This window comes from Neisseria sp. P0022.S010, assembly GCF_051956635.1.
Map to the genome: position 1 here is coordinate 1 of NZ_JBQCXF010000013.1, position 24,657 is coordinate 24,657.

Here is a 24,657-nt window from a genome sequence, read left to right on the forward strand (position 1 = left end):
GTGCCGCAATATATTTGCCCGAAGTCTGTTTTGTTCAGACGGCCTGTTTCGTTTACAATCTGTCCACTTCATTTTGGTAAAACCTTATGCAAACGCTTGTTACCTTTGTTTTTAAATTTTTGGCCGCGCTGCCTTTGGCTTGGTTGCACAAATTAGGCAACCTGCTGGGTAGTTTGGGTTTCCGCGTGCTGTCGAAAGATCGCCGGCGTGTTTTCGAAAACATGAAACTTGCCGGATTGAACCCGACGGACGAGGCAGTGAAAAAAGTTTTCCGTGAAACGGCAAAAGGCGGCTTGGAATTGCCGGTGGCGTTTTTCAGACGGCCTGAAGAAATTGAAAACCTGTTTGTCAGCGTCAACGGTTGGGAACATGTTCAGACGGCCTTGATCGCGGGCGAAGGTTTACTGTTTATCACGCCGCACATCGGCAGCTATGATTTGGCCGGCCGCTACATCAGCCAGCAGCTGCCGTTTCCGCTGACGGCGATGTACAAACCGCCTAAAATCAAGGCTTTTGATGCGGTAATGCAAGCAGGACGCGTGCGCGGTAAGGGCAAGACTGCACCGACCAGCATTCAGGGCGTCAAACAAATCATCAAGGCCCTGCGCGGCGGTGAGGCGACCATTGTGTTGCCGGACCATGTGCCGTCTCCGGAAGAAGGCGGCGACGGCGTGTGGGTGGGCTTTTTCGGCAAACCTGCCTACACCATGACGTTGGCGGGCAAGCTGGCGCAAGTCAAAGGCGTGAAGGCTTTGTTTTTCTGCGGCGAGCGTCTGCCCGACGGGAAAGGCTTTGTCTTGCACATCGAGCCATTGCGCGGCGAGTTGAACGGCGATAAGGAGAACGATGCGCGCGTGATCAATGAAAATACCGAATATTGGATACGCCGTTTTCCGGAACAATATTTGTTTATGTACAACCGCTACAAACATCCCGAAGGCGCGCCTTTCCCGCCGCCGGAAGTATAGGCTTGCCGAATGTAAAAAACCTGCTTGGATTCAAGCAGGTTTTGTGTTTGGTCGGAATGAGAGGATTCGAACCTCCGACCCCTTCGTCCCGAACGAAGTGCGCTACCGGGCTGCGCTACATTCCGAATGTGGGGAATTATAGGATAGGAGAAGCCGGTTTGTACAGGGGGTCGATAAATAATTAATAATTGGCCGCCGATGGATTTGTTTTAGGCCGTCTGAAGCGATGTGTTTCAGACGGCCCGTGTTTTTGTTTGCTGCTTCTGCTGAAGCATTTGTCCTAATGGCATTATAATGTGGGCAATTGTTTTTTAGATTGTCTGCTATGTTTTATCTTTATCAGTCCGACCGTTTGGAAGCGCTTGCCGAAATGTGCGCGCATATTCATCAGGCCTTGCCTTTGGATGCGGTATTGGCGCAGGAAGAAGTGGTGGTGCAGAGCCAGGGGATGCGGCGGTATCTGAATGTGTTTTTTGCGCGCAAACTCGGCGTGGCGGCGAATTTGAAGTTCAGCCTGCCGGCCGGTTTGGCGTGGCAGCTGATGCGTAAATTGGTTCCCGATGTGCCGCCGCTCAGCCCGTTTTCGCCTGAAGTCATGCGTTGGCGTTTGCTGGATTTGTTCCGCAGCGAAGCGTTTCAGACGGCCCCGGAATACGAAAACGTGCGCTTGAAGCTGGAAAGTTATTTAAAAAGCTCGGCATCGGCGGATTATCAGCTTGCCGGACAAATGGCGGATATTTTCGACCAATATTTGGTGTACCGGCCGGATTGGATTGATGCGTGGCAGGCTGGGAAGCTGCTGGGTTTGGGCGATGATGAGGATTGGCAGGCGCGGCTGTGGCGTTATTTGGACGATGGCAGCCAATCGGCGCCGCACCGCGTGGCCTTGTGGGAAAAGCTGTTGGCGCAGTTGGATAAATCGGTCTTGCCGCAAAGGTTGTTTGTATTCGGCATTTCGACAATGGCGCCGATGTATCTGCAACTGCTGCACCAAATTTCCAAGCATTGCGATGTGTTTGTGTTTGCGCTCAACCCGAGCAGCCAATATTGGGGCGAGGTCATCGACGAGGCACAAATTTTGAAAAGGGGCGATGAGGCGGATTTGTCGCAGGCAGGGCATCCGCTGTTGGCTTCTTTGGGCAAGCAGGGACGCGATTTCTTTGATTTTCTGTCGGAAGTGGAAACTGAGCAGGATATTCAGGTTTATGAAGAGGGAAAAGACGATACCTTGTTGCATTGCCTGCAAAACGATATCCAAAATTTAATCATGCCGTCTGAACGCTTATACCAACAGGAAGAAAGCGAGGCAGGCGCGCAGCAGGCTTGGGTTCAAGTCCACGATGCGGATGGCAATCCGGTGTGTGTCGAGCCGGACAAGCTGTTGAACGATGGCTCGGTCAAAATCGTCGCGGCCCACAGTCCTTTGCGCGAACTGCAGATTTTGAAAGAAGAGCTGTCGCTGGTGTTGCAAAATAATCCCGACTGGCAGCCGCACGATATTGCCGTTTTGACGCCGAACATCGAGCCCTACAGCCCGTTTATCGAAGCTGTTTTTGGACAGGAGCAGGCCGGCAGCCAGGCTTTGCCGTATTCGATTTCGGATGTAAAACTCAGCCGCCGCCAACCCTTGCTGTATGCTTTGGCGCAAACTTTGGATTTGCTGGAAAGCCGGTTTGAAGTGGACAAGGTTTTACCTTTGCTGGAAAGTCGGTTGGTGTTGCAACGCTTCGGGTTGAGCGAGGAAGATGTGCCGCTGCTGCATGAGGCTGTTGCCGGATTGAATGTGCATTGGGGTTTGGACCAAACCATGCGCGAGGGTAAAGACAACCTCTTTACTTGGCAGCAGGCGGTAGAGCGTTTGGCCTTGGGCTGGATGCTGCCCGAAGGCGGCCACGGCATGTGGCAGGGCGTGAGCGCGTGGCATAGCAACGTCAACCAGTTGGATGTGTTCAGCGGTTTTGCCGAATTTATCCGTACTTTGGCCTATATGGCGGCGCAATGGCAAGAGCCTGCCGATGTGGAAGGCTGGGTGCAGCGTTGCCGCGATTTGCTGGAGAAACTGTTTGCTCCGGATACGGACGACCAATACGCCAAGCAGCAGTTTGAGCAGTCTTTGGCGAAATGGCAGGAAGAGGCGCAGTTAGCCGAATTTGACGGATTGTTGCCGTGTAAAACCGTTATCCGCCATATCCGCCGCTTTTTGGACAGCGAAAGCCAAGCCGGATTTTTGAGCGGCGGCATTACTTTTTGCAGTATGGTGCCGATGCGCAGCCTGCCGTTTAAAATGGTTTGCCTGCTGGGTTTGAATGACGGCGATTTTCCGCGCAATACCAAAGCGGCGGTGTTCGACCTGATTGCCAAACATCCGAAAAAAGGCGACCGCGCCCGCCGCGACGACGACCGTTATCTCTTCCTCGAAGCCTTAATCAGCGCGCGCGAAATGCTGTATTTGTCTTATATCGGCCGCGATATACGCAATGATGCCGAGTTTGCACCGTCTTCGTTAATCAGCGAGCTGCTGGATACTATTGCCGCCATGACGGGGAGAAGCGGGCGCGAGTTGGCGGAGAAATGGGTGAAACATCATCCTTTGCAGGCGTTTTCACGCCGTTATTTCCAAAAGGACGCGCTTTCAGACGGCTTCTTCAGTACGCGCCAAGATTACGCCGATGCGCTGAACCAACCGCCAGTAGAAGCGCAGCCGTTTTTCCTTGAGGCTTTAAGTCAGGAAGAGCCGGGCAAAACCATTCAGCAGGGCGAGCTTATCAGTTTTTGGCGCAACCCTGTCAAAGTTTGGCTTAAGAGAAATTTAAGCTGGGATCAGCCGTATTTGGACGGCGCATGGGAATCTGCCGAACCGTTTGAGCCGCAACATGAAGGCCGGATTGCCGATGCCTATTTGGATGCGCGGCGCAAAGGGGAAGATTTTGAAGATACGGCCATTCGGCTGAATGCAGAAAGCCTGATGCCGGTAGGCGAATTAGGCGGCTTGTGGCAGAAGCAGTATCAGATATCTGCGAAAAACGTAGATGCCGAGTTGATACGCAGTGACAAAAGGCCGTCTGAACCTTATGAATTACACTTTGACGACTTGGTTTTACAAGGCACCATCGGCAATCTTTACGAATGCGGACGCATTGTGTTCCAAAAACAAAAAGACAATGCGCCCAACCGCATTGCCCGTTTATTGGAGCATTTGATTTTTTGTGCTGTCGCCCCTCAATCCGTTGCCAACCGACAAACCCATATTGTCAGCCTGGGGCAGACCGAAACCTATGCCGCCATCGGGCAAGAGGCGGCGAGGGCACTTTTGAAAGAATGGTTGGTATATTTCCGGATCGGACAAAATACCCCCTTGCCGTTTTTTGCCAAAACCAGCCTTGCCGCTGTGGAGGAGTACAACAAGAAAGAGGATTGGGATGCTGCCTTGAGGAAAGCCCATGATGTTTTTAACGGCAATAAAATGAGCAAAGGGCAGAAAGAATATACTGAAGTGAAGCTGGTGTTTGGCCATTCGGATGAATCGCCTCTTGATGAGCCGCTATTTGAAAACCTTGTCGTCAATCTGCTTGTTCCGCTTTTGAACAGCGCGGCAGGGAAAAACAATGCAACAGAACAGGAGTAAAGCATGGCTACTTATGAAGAATATTTGGATTTTGATACCGAAGAAGACAAATTGAAACAGCAGCAGCTCTATCAGGCGACCGAGCTGTCGGCGCAAACGGCAGCGGCGGTCAAAAAGATCAGACGTCCGCAAAACTGGCTGCTTGCCGCTGCGCCATATTGTCCCGATTGCCGCGTGTTTGTGCCGTTTATTCAAAAAATGGCGGAGTTGAACCCCAATATCCGCGTCAACTATATTGCCCGCAGTGATTTTGACGACAGCAGCCGTTTCGATAATCCGCGCCAACAGGAAATCGTCCGCACCAACCAAAAAATCCCTGCGCTGTTTTTAATCGGACATGAAGAGGCAGGGCCTGTGTTTAGCGAGTTTCCGCAAGTAGTGTTGAACCAAATTGCGGCAAATGAAACCCGTCGCACGGAATTGCGTGATGCATACCGTGCCGGCGAGTTTAATGCCGATATTGAGGCTCAGGTTGTAGCGGCGTTGGCATGGGCAGAGCAGCGTTGTTGAGCAAATATTGCCGGTGTGTGAAGCCATGTTTTGAACCGCTTTGATATTTTGTAATAAAAAGGCCGTCTGAAAAGATTTCAGACGGCCTTTTTTAATGCTTAACGCTTTATCAAATCTCGATTTTATTCGGCGTAAAGGTTTGCCATTTATTGCAGGCTGGGCAGTGCCAGAAGAAGACTTGGGATTTGAAGTGGCAGTTGCGGCAGCGGTACATGACGCTTTTTTGCAGCTGGCGGCCGATAATGGAACGAATCATATCGGTATCGGCTTTCCACTCCGGATTCATACTGCTGAGTTTCAAACCAAGCAGGCGGTACACGCCGTTGAGGTCGGGTTTTTGGCGGACGAGTTCGACAGCGATTTGCGCCGCTTCAGTTTCGCCTTTGAGCAGCAGGGCTTTCTCGTAGATGACGTTGATCAGGTCAAGATCGGGAAAGGTTTGCATATAGCCGATGAGGCGGTTGAGGCCTTCTTCCTGTTTGCCTTGCGCGGCATAGGCTTCATAGAGTTTCTCGCCGACCATGCTCAAATAGGCGTGGTTTTGCTGCTCGATGGCGGAATACGCTTCCACGGCGGCAGGAAAGTTGCCCTGACGGTATTCGATGTCGCCGAGAATGATGTTGGCGCGCGTACATTTTTTGTTGGCTTCGAGCGCTTTGCCGATGTTGTAGCGGGCGGCGTCGAAGTTGGATTTAAACAGCGCGGCTTGGGCGATTTCGCAATAGAACTGGGCGATTTCAAACTGGTAGGTCTGTTCGTCATGGCTCAAGAGTTGCGCCATTTCGATGGCTTTTTCCCAGTCGCGGTCTTGTTGGTAAATACTCAAAAGGTGTTGGCGGGCTTCGCGTGCCATGTCGCCTTCCTGCAAACCGAGGAAGATTTGTTCGGCACGGTCCACCAAGCCTGCGCTTTGGTAGTTTTGCGCCAATTCAAAAAGCACGCGCGCGCGTTTTTCGTTGATGGTGTCGGGCGAATCGAGCAGGGCGCGGTGCATATTGATGGCTTTGTCGTTTTCGCCGCGTTGGCGGTAGAGCTTGCCTAAAGTCAGGTTCAAATCGTATGACTGCGGCTGTTGGTCGATGACTTCCGCCAATTCGCGCGCGGCGCGGCCGCTGTTGCGGTCAACGAGGGCGTCAAGGCTTTTGTAAAAGCCGGCCGGTATGCTTTTGGCCTGTTTTAGGACGGTCTTCATATCGACGCGTGCGGCAAACCAGCCCATGGCGAAGAAAACGGGGAGGAGGACGATGGGCAGTAAGATGACCCACAATTCGTTGTCCATGGTATTCCTTTATTGATTGGTGGCGTTACGCTTTGGGAGCGGTTTCGGAAGCCGTTGCCGGTGTTTCGGTTTTGACTGGGGTCAGGTCTTTTTCGGAAAGGTGGGCGTATTTTTTCACTTCGGCACGCAGGCGGTTGTTTTCGCTGCGCAGGGTCAGCAGACGGCCGAAGAGGGCAAACATACCGAACACGATGCCGATAATAAAGGCGCCGAAAAGCACGACAATCAGCGGCAGATTGACGTTTTGGCCGGGCAGGTAGAAGAAGGATACGGTGTGGGTATTGGTGATGGCCAGCAGGAGGAAAACAAGAAGAATCAGGATTTTGATGATGGTATAGATGAGTTTCATGGGTTGCTCCGGGTGGGCCGCGGTTGGGGCAGGCCGTCTGAAAAATGGTATCAGTTTAAACGATTTGCCGGATTTCGGATAGGACGGCATGTTTCAGACGGCATGGGAAGGGTATCTTTAATGCTGACGGGTACTTGTCAAACCCATATTGAAAGGCGTATTGTTCAGTCTTTAGTTATTATCTTACAAATCAGAATAAGAAAGGCAATCATCATGAGCAGACCAGTCCCAGCCGTATTCGGCAGCGTTTTCCACGCTGAAATGCCCGTTATCGCTTATCGTGAAGGTAAATGGCAACCGGTAGAATGGCAATCTTCCAAAGACCTGACACTTGCCCCCGGCGCACATGCGCTGCATTACGGCAGCGAATGTTTTGAAGGTTTGAAGGCATTTCGTCAGGCAAACGGCAAAATCGTGATGTTCCGCCCGACCGCCAACATCGCGCGTATGCAGCAAAGCGCAGATATTCTGCACCTGCCGCGTCCTGAAACGGAAGCTTATTTGAATGCTTTGATCGAATTGGTCAAACGCTCCGCCGAGGAAATCCCTGACGCACCTGCCGCTTTGTACCTGCGTCCGACTTTGATCGGTACCGACCCTGTGATCGGTAAAGCCGGTTCTCCTTCCGAAACAGCCTTGCTGTACATTTTGGCTTCTCCTGTCGGCGACTATTTCAAAGCCGGTTCGCCCGTTAAAATCTTGGTGGAAACCGAACACATCCGTTGCGCCCCGCACATGGGCCGCGTGAAATGCGGCGGCAACTACGCTTCCGCCATGCCTTGGGTATTGAAAGCCAAAGCAGAGCACGGTGCAAACCAAGTATTGTTCTGCCCGAATGGCGACGTTCAGGAAACCGGCGCGTCTAACTTTATCCTGATTAACGGCGATGAAATCATTACCAAACCGTTGACCGACGAATTCTTGCACGGCGTTACCCGCGATTCCGTACTGACTGTTGCTAAAGATTTGGGCTACACCGTTACCGAGCGCAACTTTACTGTCGATGAGCTGAAAACTGCGATTGAGAATGGTGCGGAAGCGATTCTGACCGGTACGGCTGCGGTTATTTCTCCGGTAACTTCTTTCGTGATTGACGGCAAAGAAATCGAAGTGAAGAGCCAAGAGCGCGGTTATGCAATCCGTAAGGCAATTACGGACATTCAATACGGTTTGACAGAAGACAAACACGGCTGGTTGGTCGAAGTTTGTTAAGTAGAACGCAGTGAATATAAAAGGCCGTCTGAAATATTTTTTCAGACGGCCTTTTTTTATTGGTTTTTTGATGGGGAAATCGATAATAAAATGCTAAATTTTTTAAACAAACGGTAGTATTTTTAGATAATCGGTATATAATGCACAGTCATGTTGTAAAAATACACATTGGAAATATCGAATTTTATTGATTTTTAGAAGAAGTTAAAAACAGTTATAGATATTTATTCTGTATATTTTGTAAATTTAGTTAAATAGGGAATGCTAAAAACATATCGTGTTAGAATTTCCCTCCTTTTTGGTTTCGCGGGATTCACTCTGTCAAGCCAAAAAGGAAAACGATGCAAGATAAAACCATTTTTATTTTGCTATAAAAATCAAAAATAACTTAACTTTGGATGAACTAATCAATTAAAAAGGGACTCTGATACATTTCCGTCAAAAATAACCGGACACATGGTACGCGGACAGATTGCCTATATAAAGTCATCCAAGGGTTCTGTCTGACACCATGGCCGTTTCCAATCAGAAAACCGGCAGAAGGGGAAACGCTGCCGAGTTTCTTAAAGCGGCCAACTTCAGTTTGGCCTTTATACAGGCAATTGTTGTTACGACAGAATCCGTCTTACCTCTTTAATCAATCGGCTTTTTTGTCGCACGCTTGTGCGGTAGGAAAGGCGATATTCGATACAAGGAAATACGCTGATTATGTCACATAAACTTGCTCCTCTTGGCCGTACCCACATTCGTCACGGCTCATCCACACCTGAAGCAAATTCCAAATCATCTTCTCCTCTAAAAGAATGGATACACACCCACAATTGGGGGGATATGCCGTCGGTTTCTCCTGAGCTTAAGCAATTAAGCGGTAAAAATACGGTAACGAGAGAAGTAGTGCATGTGGCGGAGGCAGCAAGATTCGACAGTTCTTCATCATCTTCAGACGGCCTTGTGACAAAAATGCATGTTGCACGGGCCAGCGTTGCTTCTGTAAGCAGCGTTTCCAGTAAACATACCATTGCGCCTAAAGTGGCGAGCAAACACGTTGTTTCAAAAGAACCGGTTAATCAATCGATGGAAAAAGTCCTGGCTGAAAGGCAAAAAGTTTACGAAGAAGCCAAAGCAAAAAAAATAGCCGAGGCTGCCGCGGCCAAAGCAAAGGCTGTCGAGCGCGCAAAAGAAGCGCATAAAGCGGCAGTCGAAAAAGCGGTTGCAGAGCGTAAAGCCAAACTCGAAGCCGCACGCAAAGAAAAAGAGGCGGAAGACAGAGTTGCCGAAGAAAAAGAAACCGTTGAGATTGTCCATAAAAAGAATCTGAAGGATTCAGACGGCCATGACAAAATAGCGGGCGTTTCTTCCGGTAAAAAAGCAATCAATAGCCACGACGGCCACCTCAGTTCAGGCAAAGCAAACAAAATTGACGACCATACCGAAGGCAGGGCAGGACTATCCGGAAAATACCGCGTGTATGAATCTAAAGAGTATGGTAATTACGTTCGTGTGAATGATTTTGGTGCCGATGCGCAGGGTAAAAAAGACAGCCTTCAGGCATTTAAAGCGGCTTTAGAGGCGGCGCACAAAGAAAAAGCCATGGTCTTCTTGGATGGTACTTACTATATTTCCAATCAGATTGTGATGGATAAAACCGTCTCCGGCGCGCGCGGCTTGTTTGGTTCTGGCATGGGCAAAACCAAAGTAACGTTTGATAAAGCACAAACAGGCGAATTCAATCCGGACACCAACCATGACGATATCCGCGAATTTGCCGGTATCTTGATCGATGGGCAAAACAATAAAACCATTGCCGATTTGTCGGTTCAATATACCAACCCTGATTTTTACCGCAAAGGCTTAAGCTATTTTGGCAAGGTAAACGGCATTTTGGTCAACGATGCGGACAATACTTTAATCAGCAAAGTTGAGGTTTCCGGTGCCAATCGTGCTGGTGTGATGTTTACCTCGACCGCTTCTTTGGAAACGGAAAAAGGCCATAAGCTGACCTTTAAAGAACGCGTGCAAAGCGGCGAAATTAATGAAACATACGAAGCGCTGCCTTTGGGTGAAAACAACCGTATTGTCGATTCGTATCTGCACCACAACCGCGTTGCCGGTGCGCTGATCGGTTTCCAACAAAACTTTATCGGCGAGGGCAACCGTTTGGATTGGAACGGCCACGAAGCGGATGGCGGGACAGGGTACGGTATAGCCGTGGCTGCCGGCAGCTACAATTACGGCATCACATACCGTAAAAACACGACCGACCATAACTACCGCAAGGGTTTGGATGTGCATGATGGTACAGGCATTGTCATTGAAAACAATGTGTTAACGGGTGACCGACTGTATGGTATTGTTGCCTACAACCGCCAGTTTTCTATGGATAAAGTCAAAATTACCGGCAATACCATTATTCAAGATCCGAGCTTCCGTTTGAATGTTGATGATGACTTGGGCAAGTACTACCACATGTATTCAGGTATTCAGGTGCAAACCAATACCCAATACAGAGATTTGCACTCAGCTGACAAAGGCTATTTTGATATCAGCGATAATGTCATTAAAAATCTGACGGTTTATCAAAATAATATTCAGACCTACGCGATTGAGTTCCGTAACCATGAAAGCAAAATGGATTACACGCTCAATATGGCAAACAACAAGATCAGCGGCGAATCCACTAAATATCTGATTGCCGTCATCAACGATACCTACGACCGCGTTTTATCTAAAAACGGCATGGGTAGCGGTACCATTACCATCAGCGGCAATGATGCCGATATCGGCAAGATTATGAAAGGCGCAGTACCGGTTTATGTGGAAGAACACCATGGCAATGTCGCTATGCATGGTGCGGTAACGATTCACAACAACAAAATTTCCGTGCGTGAAGAATCTGCCGGCTACGTCGAATTTGCTTATTTAAAGAGCAATGCCAAAGAGTACAACATCACCAATAACACATTGAAACTTGGCGGTGATTTGAATGATGCTTTGATAGACGTACACAGTACCAACCCTAAGGGTAAGGCATCTTTAAATGTGGCCAACAACAAAATCCTGACGGACATTAAAGGCAAGTTGTATGATTCATGGCTGCGCTTTGAGAATGACATCAACACGTATTCTGAAGGCAATAGCCATAACGGCGCGGCACTGAAAAAAGTGAATACGACCGGCAGTAAAGTGGCATTGAGCGATATTTTGTCAGAAGCCAACCATATTGTTGAAACGACTAAAGAGACTGTGTATCACCATACTCAGAACGTGTATACATCAGGAGTGGAAGAACATCATACAACGACAGGGATTTTGTAAGTTGTTGAAGCCGTAATTTTTATGTTTTAAACATTGATAAATAAAAAAAGGCCGTCTAAAAATTTTCAGACGGCCTTTTCATCTAACTCACATTATTTAGCCAGTTCGGCACGCAGTTTGTGGGTTACGTTCATCATCACTTGGAGTTGTTCCAGAGTTTCTTTCCAGCCACGGGTTTTCAGGCCACAGTCCGGGTTCACCCACAGACGTTCAACCGGTACAACCTCGATGGCTTTGCGCAATAGGTGCTCAACTTCAGCTTCAGTCGGTACACGTGGGCTGTGGATGTCGTAAACGCCCGGGCCGATGTCGTTCGGGTATTTGAATTCGCCGAACGCGGTCAAGAGTTCCATGTCGGAACGTGAAGTTTCGATGGTGATCACGTCAGCATCCATAGCGGCGATGGCCGGCAGGATGTCGTTGAACTCGGAGTAGCACATATGGGTGTGGATTTGAGTGCTGTCTTCGCAACCGGTAGAGGACAAGCGGAAAGATTCGCCGGCCCAGTTCAGGTAAGCATCCCAATCGGCACGTTTCAAAGGCAGACCTTCGCGGATGGCAGGTTCGTCAATTTGGATGACTTTGATGCCGGCTTTTTCCAGATCCAATACTTCGTCGTTCAGAGCCAGTGCGATTTGTTTGCACACGGTAGAGCGAGGAATATCGTTGCGGACGAAAGACCATTGCAGAATGGTTACAGGGCCGGTCAACATACCTTTCATCGGGCGTTTGGTCAGGCTTTGTGCGTAAGTAGACCAAGCCACGGTCATGGCTTCAGGACGGCTTACGTCACCGAAGATGATAGGTGGTTTAACGCAGCGTGAGCCGTAGCTTTGTACCCAGCCGTATTGAGTGAATGCAAAACCGCTCAACAATTCGCCGAAGTATTCGACCATGTCGTTACGCTCGGCTTCGCCGTGTACCAGTACGTCCAAGTCCAGTTTTTCTTGCTCTTCAACTACCAAGGCGATTTCTTTTTTCATCGCGGCTTCGTAATCGGCGGCAGACAGTTCGCCTTTTTTGAAGGCTGCGCGTGCTTGGCGGATTTCGGTAGTTTGTGGGAAAGAACCGATATTGGTCGTCGGCAGCAGAGGCAGGTTCAACCATGCTTGTTGCGCTTTGATACGGTCGGCAAATGGAGATTTGCGTTGGTCTGCGTTGGCAGGCAAATCGGCCAGGCGTTTGGCAACGTCTGCACGGTGGATTTCGCTGCTGTTGGCACGGGAGTCGGCGGCAGCTTGGCTGGCGGCCAGTTCTTCGGCAACAGAATCACGGCCTTCGTTCAATGCGGCTTTCAGAACGCGCAATTCTTGGGTTTTTTGCAGGGTGAATGCCAACCAAGAGTACAGGTCAGGTTTGTTGGCTTTCAGTTTTTCTTCAACTGACAAGTCAAATGGAGTGTGCAGCAGAGAGCAAGAGCTGGAAATCCACAAACGGTCGCCCAGTTTGGCTTGCAGAGGCTCGACAGTTTCCAAAACTTTGTTCAGGTTGGCGCGCCAAATATTGCGGCCGTCGATAACGCCGGCAGACAGAACTTTGTCGTAGTCGGCAAATGCGTCCAGTTGCTCAGGAGCGCGTACCAAGTCGATGTGCAGGCCGTCAACAGGCAGGGATTTCAACAACGCGGCGTGTTCGGCAACAGAACCGAAGTAAGTACTCAACAGGATTTTGGCGTTTACTTTGCTCAAAGTGGCGTAAACGTCTTTGTAGGCTTCTACCCATTCTTTTGGCAGGTCGACAGCCAAAGCAGGCTCGTCGATTTGAATCCATTCGGCACCGGCTTCAACCAAAGCGTTCAGGATTTCAACGTAAACAGGCAACAGTTTAGGCAACAGGCTCAGACGGTCGAATTCGACAGCGCCTTTTTCTTTACCTACCCACAGGAAAGTCAATGGGCCGACGATGGTCGGTTTGGATTTCAGGCCCAAAGCTTGGGCTTCTTGCAGTTGTTGAACGTAGTGTTTAGCGTTGGCTTTGAATTCGGTATCGGCGTGGAATTCAGGCACCAAGTAGTGGTAGTTGGTGTCGAACCATTTGGTCATTTCGATAGCGAATTGGTCTTTATTACCACGGGCCAGTTGGAAGAATTGTTCCAAAGACAGGTTTTGGCTGTCGAAGCCGAAGCGGGCAGGGATGGCACCGGTGGCAACTTGCAGGTCGAGGATGTGGTCGTAGAAAGTGAAATCGCCTACGGCAACGTAATCAGCGTTGGCAGCGGCTTGGTGTTTCCAGTTTTTCTCGCGCAAGTCTTTAGCAACAGCCAGCAATTCTTGCTCGCTGATTTCTTTGCGCCAGTATTTTTCTTGTGCGAATTTCAATTCGCGGAAGGCACCGACGCGCGGGAAGCCTGAAAAATGCAATGTTGTCATGTTAACTCTCCTGGTTGGAATTTTGAATCAGGCCGGTATGGCCTGAATGTTCGATATTGTAAATCAGAATGGGGAGGCCGTCTGTTTTATTAACGCGGACGCACGCCCAAAATATGGCAGATGGCGTAAGTCAGTTCGCTGCGGTTGAGGGTGTAGAAGTGGAAGTCTTTGACACCTTCGCGCGAGAGGACTTTGACCATGTCGATGGCGATGCTGGCGGCAACAAGGTTGCGCGTGCCTTGGTCGTCATCCAAACCTTCGTACATTTTAGACAGCCAGCTTGGGATTTTGACGTTGGTCACTTGAGCCATTTTGGTCAATTGTTTGAAATTGGTTACGGGCAGGATGCCGGGAACAATTTCAACGTCAATGCCCATCATCACGCAACGGTCGCGGAAGCGCAGATAGCTTTCCACGTCGAAGAAGAATTGGGTAATAACGTTGTTTGCACCCGCATCGATTTTGCGTTTCAGATTAATCAAGTCGGCTTGTGCGGATTTGGCTTCCGGGTGCACCTCTGGATAGGCCGCTACGGAAATATCAAAGTCGGCAACGGAGCGCAACAGTTTGACCAAATCTTCGGCATAGAAAGGTTTTTTCTCATAGCCGGGCGGCTCGTCGCCACGCAGGGCGACAATGCGGCGGATACCGCTGTCCCAATAATCTTTGGCGATTTGGCGCAACTCGTCAGGGCTGGCGTCGATACCGGTCAGGTGGGGGGCGGCGTCAAGGCCGGTTTCTTGTTTGATGCGTTTAACGATACTGTGTGTGCGGTCGCGTTCGCCGGAGTTTGCGCCGTAGGTTACGGAAACGAATTTCGGATGCAAGGTTTGCAGGCGATGGATGGAATCCCACAGCATGGTTTCCATTTGTTCGTTTTTCGGTGGGAAAAATTCGAACGAAACGTTGATGTCGCCTTTCAAATCAGAAAGGCTGTTGTTTAAAGCGGCGATTTCTCGAGCGTGATTCATGGTTATGCACCTTCTGCATATCTTTTATTTGTTGTCAGACTGCATAATAAATTTGAGGTTGGTATGAGTCAATTTCGAAATTTTCCGAAATTGTATGAATAGATTTAATAAAGACCTCAGGCCGTCTGAAAAACAGCCTGAGGTCTTGTTTGATGAAAAGGGAAAAGGTTATTCCGCTTCATCTATCCAGGCTTGTTGCACGGCTTCGAGAATGCGTTCGCCGCAACGCGCCGGATCATCGTCAAATTCAGGCAGTGCCATAATCAAATCACGCAGTTGGGTAAAACGCACGGTTTTCGGGTCGATGCTGTCGCCGTGTAAATCGTAGAGTTCTTCGGCGATGCGTTGAGTATCTGTCCATTTCATGATGTGTTCCTTTATTGGGTTTCGACTATTGCCAATTATTTTAATCAAGAAGAAGTCGGACTGCCAGATTGTTTTACGGAAGAAGGGCAGATAAATGATGACGCTATTTTTTAACAAAATAGCATAGTTGCGTTAAAATACGGCAAGACACTTAAAATTCACGGCATATTCCCTTTGAATCTACCGTTTTATACTTTCTATTCCGTTTTGAATGATTTGGTTTCCATGCAAAATTTACATTTCGCTATGCAACCAAATTTTTTGGAACGGCTCTTAAGACAATCCATCGCTTAAAAATAAAAGGAAAAAAGATGAATAACGCACTCAACGCCAAGCTGTCCAAACTGATTTACGCGCTTGCTTCCGATGATCCGGAATATCTGTCCAAAGCAGGTGCATTTGACCGTTTGCTGTTGTTGGTTCGCGAATTTTATCGGATGCTGGACGAAACAGAAGGTTTGAAACAGCTGGTGTTCCGTCTGTATTACGGCAAACATTATGGCTTGATTAAACTGGATGCTGCTTCACCCAATGACGATGCAGGCGCATTGAGGTTGAAACGTTGGATGGTTTATTCGCGCATCGCCGAGCGTATCGAAAATTGCAGCAAGCATTTGTCGGTCGTGCTTGAAGATGCAGTGTTGGAAAATGGCGCGGACAAATCGCGTTATATAGATGAAGCCAATGCCATTATCGAGCGTTTCGGTTTGGTAAGGGATGAGGCAGCACTTTCGGCGATTGAGGCAGAGGAAGCTTTGAAGGCTGAGGCTGAACTGCCGACAGTCAACAAATCTCAGAACGCTGCTCCCCGTTATAATGGCAATCTGCATCAAATCAGAATGCAAGAGAAAATTGAAAATTACTCCGCTACACAGAAAGTGGCTTCCATGCAAATTTCGCGTATGCGTTTTATTTTTCCCCATATCAAATAGGTTGCCGCATAAGCAACAGGCCGTCTGAAAACCATGAATTTGTGGTTTCAGACGGCCTTTTTCATTAATCCTTGTTTTAATGGTCTTCACGCGCGTGGTTGATCGTATATTTGGGAATTTCTACGACCAAATCTTCATCGGCAACAACTGCCTGACAGCTCAAGCGTGAATCGGCTTCCAAGCCCCATGCCTGGTCGAGCAGGTCTTCTTCCAGTTCGCTCGGTTCTTCCAAGCTGTCAAAACCTTTGCGGATGATGACGTGACAGGTTGTGCAGGCACAGGATTTTTCACAGGCGTGATCGACTTCGATGTCGTGGTCGAGCAGTACGTCAAGGACGGTTTGACCTTCCGGTGCGTCTTCGATAACCGCGCCTTCGGGGCATAATGTCGCGTGTGGGAGTACGGTAATTTTTGGCATTTTTATTGTCTCAGTTGTTTAAGAGTGGTTGTGGTTCAAAGTGGTTTCAGACGGCCTTGGGTATTCAATATTCAGACCGTCTGAAAAATGGGTTTATAACATGATGCCTTTACTTTTTAAATTTTCCAGGCATTCGTCCAAGTAGGCATCATCATGTTCGGCATAAATCGGCGAAGTAGCTGTTTCAGCCGCGTGCGAATGGTATGGGGCAATGGCTTTGCCGCGATATAGCGGGTCTTTCCATAAGGCATCGGGTTTGTAACCGCGCTTTTCCATCTCTTCCATAATCAACGCGTGATACAGATAGAGTTTGTAGGGTGAATGGGTAAAAACGTAATTAACCGTCGCATGCGGCCTACCCCAACCTGCTCCGCGTAAAGCGGCGCATTCGCGGTGTTGCCCCAAAAGCTGGGCGCGGGGGAGTAGGGGGATAAGGGTTTGGTGCCAGAGTCGCATAGAAGTAATCAGGTCGTTTGGGATATTAGATTTTCAGACGGCCTTTTGATTCAAGGCCGTCTGAAACCATTTGCCGTCAAATATTATCAACGCTTTGACCTGTCAGTGCACGTTGGATATTGCGGTTCATGCGCTTGGCGGCGAAGTTGTCGGTGCTGTGGCTGAGTTTGGCGACGGCGGCGCGGATGTCTTCGGCTTTACCGTCTTTCAGACGGCCTTGCAAAGCAGCGATGTCTTGCTGAATTTGTTGCAATTCTTCGGTATCCAGCAAATCGCTATCCAACTCAAGGGCAGCGTTGACGGCATCGGTCAGGCTTTCGGCTTCGACTACGGCTTCGGCACGTGCGCGTGTGGCCATGTCTTCGGCGGCGTTGTTCATGCTGTCTTTGAGCATTTGGGTGATGGTGCTGTCGTCTAAACCGTAGGAAGGCTTGACTTCGATTTGCGCCTGTACGCCGGTGCTTTGTTCTTGTGCGGAAACAGACAGCAAACCGTCGGCGTCAACTTGGAAGGTAACGCGGATACGCGCTGCGCCTGCTGCCATCGGCGGAATGCCGCGCAGGGTAAATTTGGCCAGGCTGCGGCAGTCGGAAACGAGTTCACGCTCGCCTTGTACGACGTGTATCGTCATGGCAGTCTGACCGTCTTTGAATGTGGTGAAGTCCTGCGCGCGCGCGGTAGGAATGGTGGAATTGCGCGGGATGATTTTTTCGGCAAGGCCGCCGTAGGTCTCCAGGCCGAGTGATAAAGGTGTCACGTCCAGCAGCAGCCATTCGCCGTCGTTTTTGTTGCCGGCAAGGACGTTTGCCTGTATGGCGGCGCCGAGTGCAACCACTTCGTCTGGGTTGAGGTTGTTCAACGGAGTTTGTCCAAAGAAGGTGGCGACCGCTTGTTGAACATGCAACATGCGGGTCGAACCGCCGACCATAATCACGCCTTTAATGTCGGCTTTGGTCACGCCTGCGTCTTTCAGTGCTTGTTTGACCGGCTCTATGGTTTTTTGCACCAGATTTTGGGTCAGATTGTGAAACTCTTGGCGGGTAATAACAGTATGGACTTTATGGCCGTCTGAAAGTGTGGTTTCGATGACGGCTTCGGTTTGAGTGGTCAGTTTTTCTTTGGCAGTACGGACAAGGGAAAGCAGAAGCTGGCTGTCTTGTTCGTTGAGTTTGGAAAGGTCGTTTTGTTCGAGTAGGTGGCAGAACAAACGATGGTCGAAGTCGTCGCCGCCCAATGCGCTGTTGCCACCGGTAGCTTTGACTTCAAACAGGCCTTTAGTCAGTTGTAATACGGATACGTCGAACGTACCGCCGCCCAAGTCGTAAACGACAAACGTGCCTTCTGAGGCGTTGTCCAGCCCGTAGGCGATTGCGGCGGCGGTCGGCTCGTTGAGGAGGCGCAAGACATTCAAGCCTGCCAAACGCGCGGCATCTTTGGTGGCTTGACGTTGAGCATCGTCGAAATAGGCAGGAACGGTAATGACGGCGCCAACCAAATCGCCGCCCAATGTTTCTTCGGCGCGCAATTTGAGGGCTTTGAGGATTTCTGCCGATACTTCGATAGGCGTTTTCGCACCTTGACGGGTGTTTAATTCGACCACGCGCTCATTGGGGGTAAATTGATAGGGCAGGTATTGCGCGTCTTGTGTAAGGTCGGTAAGGGTGCGGCCGATCAGGCGTTTGGCGGAGCTGACCGTATTCAGAGGATCAGTTTTTTGTGCGGAAAGGGCGTTTTTGCCGACTTCGACTCCGCCATCCAAATAGCGGACAACCGAAGGCAGGGTGGTGCGGCCGTCTGAATCGGGCAGACAGACTGCGCTGCCGCTGCGTACGGTGGCCACCAAGCTGTTGGTTGTGCCTAAATCAATGCCTACGGCGAGGCGGTGTTGATGGGGGGCGGCGGACATGCCGGGTTCGGAAATCTGCAAAAGAGCCATGATTGTGTGCCTTCTGATGCTGTATTTATTAGGATGGAGCAGATTTTAGCAGATTTTTGGCAGATAGTTGAGTGGTTTGCTAGGAAATAACCCTAAGGCCTAATGTTGTTTTTTAATTGAAAAGAAAGTGGATTTTGAATCCGGACTTGTATTTTTTAAGAAATGCGGATAAAATTCAGCCTCTTTGCCTTGCCTTTTACTTCGCATGGTGAAAGGCTGTTTTTAATCATCCATAAGGAGATAACATGCGTCATTACGAGATCGTGTTTATCGTTCATCCTGATCAAAGCGAGCAAGTGCCTGCTATGGTTGAGCGTTACAAAACCATGATTACTGAAGCCAACGGTAAAATCCACCGTTTGGAAGACTGGGGCCGTCGTCAATTGGCTTACCCAATCAACAAAATCCACAAAGCACACTATGTTTTGATGAATATCGAAACTACTCCTGAAGTGGTTGAAGAGTTGGAAACTGCTTTCCGCTTCAATGATGCCGTACTGCGTCACCTGACCATCAAAACAAAACACGCTGTAACTGAAGCTTCCCCAATGCTGGGCGGCGAAAAAGCAAAAAACTTGCTGAACGGTGCGGCTGAAGAAGTTGCAGCAGCCGAATAAGATTGAACAATCTGATTAAGCTTACCGCCCGTATCTTACAGGTTCAGCCTTTGAGATATACGCCGGCAGGAATTCCTGTTTTAGATATTGTGTTGCAACATGAATCTTGGCAGGAAGAAAACGGACAGAAATGTCTGGTCAAATTTGAAATTCCCGCGCGGATTTTAGGTAAGCAGGCTGAGGAATGGCAGTATCGGCAAGATGCCGTCATCGAGTCGGAAGGTTTTTTGGCGCAACGCAGCCAACGCTTCCCCAAACCGGTACTACGCATACAGAACATTAAAGAATATAAAGGTTAAACGACAATGGCTCGTCAATCATTCAAACGTAGAAAATTCTGCCGCTTTACGGCTGAAAAAATCCAAGAAGTTGATTACAAACAAGTTGATTTGTTGAAAGACTTCATCTCTGAAAACGGCAAAATCATCCCTGCCCGCATTACTGGTACTAAAGCACACTACCAACGTCAGTTGGCTACTGCTGTGAAACGTGCCCGTTTCCTGGCTCTGTTGCCTTACACCGATCAACACAAATAATTTTGGAGTTTAAATCATGCAAATTATTCTGTTAGAAAAAATCGGCGGTCTGGGTAACTTGGGTGATATCGTTACCGTTAAAAACGGTTACGCACGCAACTTCCTGATCCCTGCCGGTAAAGCAAAACGTGCAACCGAAGCCAACATGAAAGAATTCGAAGCACGTCGCGCTGAATTGGAAGCCAAACAAGCTGAAATCTTGGCGGATGCTAAAGCCCGTCAAGAAAAACTGGAAGGCCAAACCATTACTGTTGCTCAAAAAGCCGGTGTTGATGGTCGTCTGTTCGGTTCTGTTACCAATGCTGACATCGCTGAAGCGATTGTTGCGACCGGTATCCAAGCTGCTAAAGCAAACGTACGCCTGCCTAACGGTCCTTTGAAAGCTGTTGGCGAATACGAAGTTGAAGTGGCTCTGCACACTGACGCTGTTGCTAAAATTACCGTTGCTGTTGTTGCAGCCGCTGAGTAATTGATTCATTCAAGGCCGTCTGAAAATCAAGGGTTTCCTTGAATTTCAGACGGCCTTGTTTATCTGCTTGAGCTGAAGTAAGTAAATATCGATTTGTCTATATTTTTTAAGTCTATCTGGAAATATAGCAGAAGGGATGATGTATTGGCCGAATATTCATTCGTGTTCGGGTTTGTCGTATTATTTAGTAAAGAGATTATTTATGAATAAAATCAAAATCTTTGGGATAGGTCTGACTGCTTTGGCTTTAGCTTCATGCGGCACTCCGCAAAAGCCTGCTGTTGATACGGCAAAACCTGTCGAGCCTGTTTCCTCTGCAAAACGCCCTGTATTTGATGCAGCGGCTGAATCTGTTGCCAGCAGCGGTTTTAATGAAAACGTCAATGTTCAGCAGTTTATCCAATATGAAGTGAAAAACCGCCGTTTCAGTGCAGAAGAATTGCGTAACTTCTTCAATGGCGTGGTGTATAAAGGCAATATTATTACCATTATGTACCGCCCAAGCACTTCGCGTCCTTGGTATGAATTCCGTACCGGTAACTCCGGTGCAGCCAAATTTAACGGCGGCAGACAATTCTATGCGGCAAACCGTGCCGTAATTGATGATGTGGCACGCAAATACGGCGTACCTGCCGAATTGATTGTGGCGATTCTCGGTATCGAAACCAATTATGGCAAAAATACGGGCAGCTTCCGCGTTGCCGATGCTTTGAGTACATTGGCCTTTGATTATCCACGCCGTGCCGAATTTTTCCAAAACGAATTGAGCGAACTTTTGCTGATGGCAAAAGAAGAAAAAGAAAATATCTTTGACTTTAAAGGCAGCTATGCCGGCGCGATGGGTATGCCGCAATTTATGCCTTCCAGCTACCGTAAATGGGCGGTGGACTATGATGGTGACGGGCATCGCGATATTTGGAATAATGTCGGCGATGTGGCGGCTTCTGTCGCCAATTATATGAAACAGCATGGCTGGCAGACTGGCGGTAAGATGGTTGTGCCGGTCAGTCTGACGATTACGCCGCACTTGCAGGCGATTATCGATGAGAAAACTGCTTTGACACGCACTGTCGCAGATTTCAAAGCCTTGGGTGTCGTGCCTCAAGCTGCTGTTGCCGATAATGAAAAAGCTGTGTTGTATGCTTTGGAAACCAGCCCTGGCGTATTTGAATACTATTTGGGCCTGAATAACTTCTACACTGTATGGCAATACAACCACAGCCGTATGTATGTAACAGCGGTACGCGATATTGCGAATGCAATCAATAACAATGGCCTGTAAGCCATAAGAAAACCACCCTTCGGGGTGGTTTTTAGATATTGAGGATTTGTAAGGGGGTTAAGCCATCAATCTGATTTTCATGGCGTAACGTTTTTTACTGTGCCCTGAAACAAATTGTCCGCCTCGGGCAGGGGATAAAAACGCATTGCCTTCTGCGGTTGGCTCTGCACAAGTATATTGGCCGTTTCGATCGCTCCAGAGTGCGTACACAGGCAGATTGTGGGTACGGATATCCAGTTTTAAGCCGTCAAATGCAACGTGTGCATCCTGGTCGGAAGAAACAAATTCGGTATGGGAGATATAGTCGGCATCGTATGGCGCGCCGTTGAAATCAAATTGTGTACCTGCGGCGGTAAAGTAGGGGTGGAATCCTGGAGAAGTGCGGACGGGTGATTCGCCGTAATTGCAGACGGTTAGGATGGCGATGGCTTCATTTTCGTTAGGCAGGCTGTAATCGAGCAACCATTCGACGTGTTCGTAGCCTTTTTCTGTGCTGATTAATTTCAAGCCGATATCTGATTCATTTTGATGGCGGATTTCCCAGTCTGATGTTCTGCCGAAACCATGTTGGGCCAGATAATTTTTGCTGTCAGGTCCGAATTGGGGTAAGCAGACGTGCATACCGCCGCGTAATTTTGTGTCATCGCCGACTTGAACGCTGGTTTTCGGAAATAAGACTTCCCGTCCTTTTAGAATCAGGGAATCAATATATCCGCCCATTGTATTGACTTGCATAGTGGCTGATTGGTTGCGTAGTATGATTTCAGGCATAATGATTTGAGTTTCAAATTGTTTATCATTTGTGTAGTATTCTAACATTGATGACATGCTGTCGCCGTCGGCTTGATAGAAAATCCTTAATAAAAATCAAAAAAATGCTAGAATATATGCCATTTTCTGAGGCCGTCTGAAAAGCAGCAGATCATTCTTTTCAGATGGCCTTCCGATTTATTTCCCGTAGAGAAACAACATGGCTTATCAAGTTCTTGCACGAAAATGGCGCCCGAAAACCTTTGCCGATTTGGTCGGACAGGAACATGTCGTCAAAGCCCTGCGCAACGCGCTGGACGAAGGCCGTCTGCACCATGCCTATCTGCTGACAGGGACACGCGGTGTGGGTAAGACCACGATTGCCAGGATTTTGGCCAAGAGCTTGAACTGCGAAAATGCCGTGCATGGCGAACCATGCGGTCAGTGTGACAGCTGTACGCAAATCGACAGCGGCCGTTATGTGGATCTATTGGAAATCGACGCGGCATCGAATACCGGTATCGACAATATCCGCGAAGTGTTGGAAAACGCGCAATACGCGCCGACTGCGGGTAAATACAAAGTCTATATCATCGACGAAGTGCATATGCTTTCCAAAAGCGCGTTCAATGCCATGCTGAAAACTTTGGAAGAGCCGCCTGAACACGTTAAATTCATTTTGGCGACCACCGATCCGCATAAAGTCCCCATTACCGTATTGAGCCGCTGTTTGCAGTTTGTTTTGCGTAACATGACAACCCAGCAGGTTGCCGAGCATTTGGCACATGTCTTGGACCGTGAAAACGTTCCTTATCAGCCGCAGGCTTTGCAGCTTTTAGGACGTGCCGCCGCCGGTTCGATGCGCGATGCGCTGAGCCTTTTGGATCAGGCGATTGCTATGGGTTCGGGTAAAGTGGCCGAACAAGATGTCCGCCAGATGATCGGAGCGGTCGATAAACAATACTTGTTTGAATTGCTTGAAGGAATCATCAATCAAAACGGCGAGGCCTTGCTGGAAAAGGCTCAGGAAATGTCCGCAAGAGCGATTGGTTTTGACAGCGCATTGGCAGAATTGGCCATGCTGTTGCAACGTTTGGCTTTGATTCAAACCATTCCTTCCGCCTTGGCAAATGACGACCCTGAGCGTGAAACTTTGCTGCGATTAAGTCAGGCTTTGAGTGGCGAGCAGATTCAGCTTTATTATCAATGTGCTATTCATGGCAAACAGGATTTACCGCTGGCTCCGGACGAGTATGCCGGTTTTGTCATGACGCTTTTGCGCATGCTCGCATTTGCGCCGTTGGCCGCTTCCGGTTGCGATACACAAAGTCAGATTGAACATACGGATTTGCATTCCGACCATCAGAAAGCTGAGGCCGAAAAAAAGCCTTTTCAGCTGCCGAAATCTGAGCCGATAGCAGCAACGGCGGTTGAGAAAGAGGCTGCTTCTGCCAAACAGGATGCCGTTGAAAGGCCGTCTGAAGAAACCGTTCAGCCTGTTCTGCAACAACAGGCGGATGTACCGCCTTGGGAGGAAATGCCGAGCCAAGTATCGGCTGAGCCGCCTAAAACACAAACGGTGCAGATGCAAGAAGCGGAGGCGCCATTGCCTGTTGCAAAAGTTCAGACGGCCCCTGAGCCGGAAGAATATCCGCACATGGATGAGGAAATTCCACCTCCGTATTTTGATGAAGCATATGCATTTGAAGATTCACATCGTGCTGATGTGATGGAAGTACCGCAGCCGGCTGTGTCTGCTGAGCCTGAAGAAGAGGAGGGAGATGAAGAAGAGCTTCAGTTCGCTCCTTTGCCTGAGTTTAAAACTGAGAATTGGCACAGCATTATCGAACGTTTCGCCCGTAAATTAGGTGCGGCGCAGATGTTGGCACAAAATGCGGCATGGACGAGTTATGATGCGGAAGCAGGATTAATCATGCTGTCGTTGACGGATGAGGCCAAAGCCACTGCCAATAAAGAGCGCTTGGATAAAATCTGCCAGACGTTGAGCGAGGCATACCATCTTGGCAATTTAAGGCTGCAAACCGAGCCTTGGCAGGATGATAAAGGCTGGGAAACGCCGGTTATGCGCCGCAAACGTATTCAAGAAGAAGGGCGGCAGCAGGCGCAAGATTTGCTGGAAGCGGATACAACGGCGCAGAAAATCTTGCAAACCTTTGAAGCGCAATGGCTGCCGGATTCTTTAGAATTGGCAGGACATTCTTAAAATACTGATATACAAGGCCGTCTGAAAGGTAAGAGCGTTTTTCAGACGGCATGAGTGAACCCATTTATTTCAA

The 24,657-nt window shown here is 49.0% G+C and carries 21 protein-coding genes and 1 tRNA gene; 12 read left to right on the plus strand and 10 right to left on the minus strand.

Translation table 11 applies throughout. The features are described 5' to 3' along the window. Positions 1 to 86 precede the first annotated feature (86 nt). A complete protein-coding gene (locus ACTHUT_RS02935) occupies positions 87 to 968 on the plus strand; it encodes a lysophospholipid acyltransferase family protein (RefSeq protein WP_440385546.1) in 882 nt (293 codons plus the stop codon). A gap of 48 nt (positions 969 to 1,016) precedes the next feature. Here ACTHUT_RS02935 and ACTHUT_RS02940 read toward each other — a convergent pair. Continuing rightward, positions 1,017 to 1,093: transfer RNA gene (locus tag ACTHUT_RS02940), tRNA-Pro, on the minus strand. Positions 1,094 to 1,293: 200 nt separating this feature from the next. Between ACTHUT_RS02940 and recC the strand changes: the two genes are divergently transcribed. After that, the gene (gene recC / locus ACTHUT_RS02945) at positions 1,294 to 4,593 is read left to right on the plus strand and encodes an exodeoxyribonuclease V subunit gamma (protein WP_440385547.1); all 3,300 of its coding nucleotides are present in this window, start codon (positions 1,294 to 1,296) and stop codon (positions 4,591 to 4,593) included. 3 nt (positions 4,594 to 4,596) lie between these two features. Continuing rightward, on the plus strand, positions 4,597 to 5,103 hold the full coding sequence (locus ACTHUT_RS02950; protein ID WP_440385548.1) for a thioredoxin family protein: 507 nt from the start codon (positions 4,597 to 4,599) through the stop codon (positions 5,101 to 5,103). 109 nt (positions 5,104 to 5,212) lie between these two features. Here the strand turns inward: ACTHUT_RS02950 and lapB are convergent, their stop codons facing one another. Next, entirely contained in the window at positions 5,213 to 6,382 is a 1,170-nt protein-coding gene (lapB, locus tag ACTHUT_RS02955) for a lipopolysaccharide assembly protein LapB (RefSeq protein ID WP_440385549.1), read from the minus strand. Between the two features lie 25 nt (positions 6,383 to 6,407). Further along, a complete protein-coding gene (locus ACTHUT_RS02960; RefSeq protein WP_036490154.1) occupies positions 6,408 to 6,731 on the minus strand; it encodes a LapA family protein in 324 nt (107 codons plus the stop codon). Positions 6,732 to 6,944: 213 nt separating this feature from the next. On the opposite strand from ACTHUT_RS02960, the gene ilvE reads away from it, so the two are divergent. Both ilvE and ACTHUT_RS02970 read left to right on the plus strand, forming a co-directional pair. Continuing rightward, complete coding sequence (gene ilvE / locus ACTHUT_RS02965; RefSeq protein WP_036493516.1) at positions 6,945 to 7,943, plus strand: branched-chain-amino-acid transaminase; 999 nt, start codon at positions 6,945 to 6,947, stop codon at positions 7,941 to 7,943. A 1,074-nt stretch (positions 7,944 to 9,017) separates the two neighbouring features. Next, positions 9,018 to 11,258 (plus strand): right-handed parallel beta-helix repeat-containing protein, encoded by a 2,241-nt coding sequence (locus ACTHUT_RS02970; protein WP_440385847.1) that lies wholly within the window; start codon positions 9,018 to 9,020, stop codon positions 11,256 to 11,258. A gap of 92 nt (positions 11,259 to 11,350) precedes the next feature. Here ACTHUT_RS02970 and metE read toward each other — a convergent pair whose 3' ends face one another. From metE to iscX, 3 genes are all read right to left on the minus strand, one after another. Next, complete coding sequence (metE, locus tag ACTHUT_RS02975; RefSeq protein ID WP_440385550.1) at positions 11,351 to 13,627, minus strand: 5-methyltetrahydropteroyltriglutamate--homocysteine S-methyltransferase; 2,277 nt, start codon at positions 13,625 to 13,627, stop codon at positions 11,351 to 11,353. Positions 13,628 to 13,716: 89 nt separating this feature from the next. Next, on the minus strand, positions 13,717 to 14,598 hold the full coding sequence (gene metF / locus ACTHUT_RS02980; protein WP_003745556.1) for a methylenetetrahydrofolate reductase: 882 nt from the start codon (positions 14,596 to 14,598) through the stop codon (positions 13,717 to 13,719). Positions 14,599 to 14,766: 168 nt separating this feature from the next. Next, positions 14,767 to 14,964 (minus strand): Fe-S cluster assembly protein IscX, encoded by a 198-nt coding sequence (gene iscX / locus ACTHUT_RS02985; protein ID WP_003682097.1) that lies wholly within the window; start codon positions 14,962 to 14,964, stop codon positions 14,767 to 14,769. A 311-nt stretch (positions 14,965 to 15,275) separates the two neighbouring features. On the opposite strand from iscX, the gene ACTHUT_RS02990 reads away from it, so the two are divergent. Further along, positions 15,276 to 15,896, plus strand: coding sequence for a hypothetical protein (locus ACTHUT_RS02990; protein ID WP_440385551.1), 621 nt, complete (start codon positions 15,276 to 15,278; stop codon positions 15,894 to 15,896). Positions 15,897 to 15,972: 76 nt separating this feature from the next. Here the strand turns inward: ACTHUT_RS02990 and fdx are convergent, their stop codons facing one another. The 3 genes from fdx to hscA form a co-directional block, all read right to left on the minus strand. Beyond that, a complete protein-coding gene (fdx, locus tag ACTHUT_RS02995; protein WP_003745561.1) occupies positions 15,973 to 16,314 on the minus strand; it encodes an ISC system 2Fe-2S type ferredoxin in 342 nt (113 codons plus the stop codon). A 93-nt stretch (positions 16,315 to 16,407) separates the two neighbouring features. Then, positions 16,408 to 16,770 carry a TIGR02328 family protein gene (locus ACTHUT_RS03000; RefSeq protein ID WP_440385552.1) on the minus strand — a complete coding sequence of 121 codons (363 nt, stop codon included), beginning with the start codon at positions 16,768 to 16,770 and terminating at the stop codon, positions 16,408 to 16,410. Positions 16,771 to 16,846: 76 nt separating this feature from the next. Next, the gene (gene hscA / locus ACTHUT_RS03005) at positions 16,847 to 18,706 is read right to left on the minus strand and encodes a Fe-S protein assembly chaperone HscA (RefSeq protein ID WP_440385553.1); all 1,860 of its coding nucleotides are present in this window, start codon (positions 18,704 to 18,706) and stop codon (positions 16,847 to 16,849) included. Positions 18,707 to 18,951: 245 nt separating this feature from the next. On the opposite strand from hscA, the gene rpsF reads away from it, so the two are divergent. From rpsF to mltB, 5 genes are all read left to right on the plus strand, one after another. Further along, positions 18,952 to 19,323 (plus strand): 30S ribosomal protein S6, encoded by a 372-nt coding sequence (gene rpsF, locus ACTHUT_RS03010; protein ID WP_004519252.1) that lies wholly within the window; start codon positions 18,952 to 18,954, stop codon positions 19,321 to 19,323. Further along, positions 19,320 to 19,622 (plus strand): primosomal replication protein N, encoded by a 303-nt coding sequence (priB, locus tag ACTHUT_RS03015; RefSeq protein WP_180947864.1) that lies wholly within the window; start codon positions 19,320 to 19,322, stop codon positions 19,620 to 19,622. Before rpsF ends, priB begins: the two co-directional genes overlap by 4 nt. 6 nt (positions 19,623 to 19,628) lie before the next feature. Further along, the gene (rpsR, locus tag ACTHUT_RS03020; protein WP_003678863.1) at positions 19,629 to 19,859 is read left to right on the plus strand and encodes a 30S ribosomal protein S18; all 231 of its coding nucleotides are present in this window, start codon (positions 19,629 to 19,631) and stop codon (positions 19,857 to 19,859) included. 16 nt (positions 19,860 to 19,875) lie between these two features. Further along, the gene (gene rplI, locus ACTHUT_RS03025; protein ID WP_036490126.1) at positions 19,876 to 20,328 is read left to right on the plus strand and encodes a 50S ribosomal protein L9; all 453 of its coding nucleotides are present in this window, start codon (positions 19,876 to 19,878) and stop codon (positions 20,326 to 20,328) included. Positions 20,329 to 20,530: 202 nt separating this feature from the next. Continuing rightward, positions 20,531 to 21,610 carry a lytic murein transglycosylase B gene (gene mltB, locus ACTHUT_RS03030; RefSeq protein WP_070825675.1) on the plus strand — a complete coding sequence of 360 codons (1,080 nt, stop codon included), beginning with the start codon at positions 20,531 to 20,533 and terminating at the stop codon, positions 21,608 to 21,610. A gap of 57 nt (positions 21,611 to 21,667) precedes the next feature. Here mltB and ACTHUT_RS03035 read toward each other — a convergent pair whose 3' ends face one another. Continuing rightward, a complete protein-coding gene (locus tag ACTHUT_RS03035; protein ID WP_314060270.1) occupies positions 21,668 to 22,381 on the minus strand; it encodes an aldose epimerase family protein in 714 nt (237 codons plus the stop codon). A gap of 199 nt (positions 22,382 to 22,580) precedes the next feature. Here ACTHUT_RS03035 and dnaX point away from each other — a divergent pair, with 199 nt between their 5' ends. Next, positions 22,581 to 24,584 (plus strand): DNA polymerase III subunit gamma/tau, encoded by a 2,004-nt coding sequence (gene dnaX / locus ACTHUT_RS03040; RefSeq protein WP_440385554.1) that lies wholly within the window; start codon positions 22,581 to 22,583, stop codon positions 24,582 to 24,584. Positions 24,585 to 24,657: the final 73 nt, after the last annotated feature.

Bases quoted from the DNA above. Each gene is read 5' to 3' on its own strand.
- ACTHUT_RS02935 (WP_440385546.1), top strand. From the start codon at position 87: ATGCAAACGCTTGTTACCTTTGTTTTTAAATTTTTGGCCGCGCTGCCT.
- recC (WP_440385547.1), top strand. From the start codon at position 1,294: ATGTTTTATCTTTATCAGTCCGACCGTTTGGAAGCGCTTGCCGAAATG.
- ACTHUT_RS02950 (WP_440385548.1), top strand. From the start codon at position 4,597: ATGGCTACTTATGAAGAATATTTGGATTTTGATACCGAAGAAGACAAA.
- lapB (WP_440385549.1), bottom strand. From the start codon at position 6,382: ATGGACAACGAATTGTGGGTCATCTTACTGCCCATCGTCCTCCTCCCC.
- ACTHUT_RS02960 (WP_036490154.1), bottom strand. From the start codon at position 6,731: ATGAAACTCATCTATACCATCATCAAAATCCTGATTCTTCTTGTTTTC.
- ilvE (WP_036493516.1), top strand. From the start codon at position 6,945: ATGAGCAGACCAGTCCCAGCCGTATTCGGCAGCGTTTTCCACGCTGAA.
- ACTHUT_RS02970 (WP_440385847.1), top strand. From the start codon at position 9,018: ATGGAAAAAGTCCTGGCTGAAAGGCAAAAAGTTTACGAAGAAGCCAAA.
- metE (WP_440385550.1), bottom strand. From the start codon at position 13,627: ATGACAACATTGCATTTTTCAGGCTTCCCGCGCGTCGGTGCCTTCCGC.
- metF (WP_003745556.1), bottom strand. From the start codon at position 14,598: ATGAATCACGCTCGAGAAATCGCCGCTTTAAACAACAGCCTTTCTGAT.
- iscX (WP_003682097.1), bottom strand. From the start codon at position 14,964: ATGAAATGGACAGATACTCAACGCATCGCCGAAGAACTCTACGATTTA.
- ACTHUT_RS02990 (WP_440385551.1), top strand. From the start codon at position 15,276: ATGAATAACGCACTCAACGCCAAGCTGTCCAAACTGATTTACGCGCTT.
- fdx (WP_003745561.1), bottom strand. From the start codon at position 16,314: ATGCCAAAAATTACCGTACTCCCACACGCGACATTATGCCCCGAAGGC.
- ACTHUT_RS03000 (WP_440385552.1), bottom strand. From the start codon at position 16,770: ATGCGACTCTGGCACCAAACCCTTATCCCCCTACTCCCCCGCGCCCAG.
- hscA (WP_440385553.1), bottom strand. From the start codon at position 18,706: ATGGCTCTTTTGCAGATTTCCGAACCCGGCATGTCCGCCGCCCCCCAT.
- rpsF (WP_004519252.1), top strand. From the start codon at position 18,952: ATGCGTCATTACGAGATCGTGTTTATCGTTCATCCTGATCAAAGCGAG.
- rpsR (WP_003678863.1), top strand. From the start codon at position 19,629: ATGGCTCGTCAATCATTCAAACGTAGAAAATTCTGCCGCTTTACGGCT.
- rplI (WP_036490126.1), top strand. From the start codon at position 19,876: ATGCAAATTATTCTGTTAGAAAAAATCGGCGGTCTGGGTAACTTGGGT.
- mltB (WP_070825675.1), top strand. From the start codon at position 20,531: ATGAATAAAATCAAAATCTTTGGGATAGGTCTGACTGCTTTGGCTTTA.
- ACTHUT_RS03035 (WP_314060270.1), bottom strand. From the start codon at position 22,381: ATGCCTGAAATCATACTACGCAACCAATCAGCCACTATGCAAGTCAAT.
- dnaX (WP_440385554.1), top strand. From the start codon at position 22,581: ATGGCTTATCAAGTTCTTGCACGAAAATGGCGCCCGAAAACCTTTGCC.